The following is a 1,584-nucleotide window of genomic DNA, read 5'->3' as shown; positions in this document are numbered from 1 at the left end:
CTGCGGGTGCAGTTCGCGCAGGGCCCGAACCACACCCTGGACGACGGCAGTGAAGTGTTCTGGCCCTACAAGCGGGATCCGCGGACGCTGGCCCGGCCGTGGGCGGTCCCGGGCACCCCGGGGCTGGAGCACCGTATCGGCGGGATCGAGAAGCAGGACGGCACGGGCAACATCTCCTACGACCCGGCCAACCACGACTTCATGGTCCGTATCCGGCAGGCCAAGGTCGACGGCATCGACGTCCCCGACGTGGAGGTCGACGACCCGCACGGCGCGCGGACCCTGGTGGTGGGCTGGGGGTCGACCTACGGGCCGATCACGGCGGCGGTGCGGCGGCTGCGCGCGGCCGGCGAGTCGATCGCGCAGGCCCATCTGCGTCACCTCAACCCCTTCCCGCGCAACCTCGGCACGGTGCTGAAGGGCTACGACAAGGTGGTGGTCCCGGAGATGAACCTGGGCCAGCTCGCCACCCTGATCCGGGCGAAGTACCTGGTCGACGCCCGCTCCTACAACCAGGTCAACGGCATGCCGTTCAAGGCGGAACAGCTCGCCGCGGCGCTGAAGGAGGCCATCGATGACTGACGCCGGCAACGCGCTGCTGCACCTGGTCCCCAAGGCCGAGGCCCGGCAGTCGATGAAGGACTTCAAGTCCGACCAGGAGGTGCGCTGGTGCCCGGGCTGCGGTGACTACGCGATCCTCGCCGCGGTCCAGGGCTTCATGCCGGAGCTGGGCCTGGCGAAGGAGAACATCGTCTTCGTCTCCGGTATCGGCTGCTCCTCCCGCTTCCCGTACTACATGAACACCTACGGGATGCACTCCATCCACGGCCGTGCCCCCGCCATCGCCACGGGCCTGGCCTCCTCCCGCCGGGACCTGAGCGTGTGGGTGGTCACCGGTGACGGCGACGCGCTGTCCATCGGCGGCAACCACCTCATCCACGCCCTGCGCCGCAACGTGAACCTGAAGATCCTGCTGTTCAACAACCGGATCTACGGCCTGACCAAGGGCCAGTACTCGCCCACCTCCGAGGTCGGCAAGATCACCAAATCGACGCCGATGGGCTCGCTGGACGCACCGTTCAACCCGGTGTCGCTGGCGATCGGCGCGGAGGCGTCGTTCGTGGCACGCACGATCGACTCCGACCGCAAACACCTCACCGAGGTCCTGCGGCAAGCGGCCGACCACCCCGGCACGGCCCTGGTCGAGATCTACCAGAACTGCAACATCTTCAACGACGGCGCCTTCGACGCCCTCAAGGACAAACAGCGGGCCGAGGAAGCACTGATCCGGCTGGAACACGGCCAGCCGGTCCGCTTCGGCCCCGACCGGTCGCGAGGCGTCGTCCGCGACCGGCACACCGGTGACCTCAAGGTGGTGACCGTCACCGCGCACAACGAGGCCGACGTCCTGGTCCACGACGCCCGCGCCGCGTCCCCGACCACGGCCTTCGCCCTGTCCCGGCTCGCCGACCCCGACACCCTGCACCACACCCCGATCGGAGTCTTCCGCTCCGTCGAACGACCCGTCTACGACACCCAGATGGCCGAACAACTCGACACCGCGATCGAACAACGCGGCAAGGG

1 protein-coding gene and 1 pseudogene are annotated in these 1,584 nt (G+C 68.6%); both read left to right on the top strand.

What is annotated here, in order from left to right; translation table 11 throughout:
- Positions 1–582 (top strand): annotated as a pseudogene (locus tag ACZ4U1_RS40185) (2-oxoacid:acceptor oxidoreductase subunit alpha); the annotation flags it as partial.
- A partial coding sequence (locus ACZ4U1_RS40180) for a 2-oxoacid:ferredoxin oxidoreductase subunit beta (RefSeq protein WP_467909134.1) occupies positions 575–1,584 on the top strand: 1,010 nt, incomplete at its 3' end. The pseudogene ACZ4U1_RS40185 and the gene ACZ4U1_RS40180, both read left to right, overlap by 8 nt.

It is taken from the genome of Streptomyces sp. NPDC028928, from assembly GCF_055564915.1.
Note: the sequence above shows the minus strand (reverse complement) of the source record. Positions and strands in the feature narration are given on the sequence as shown.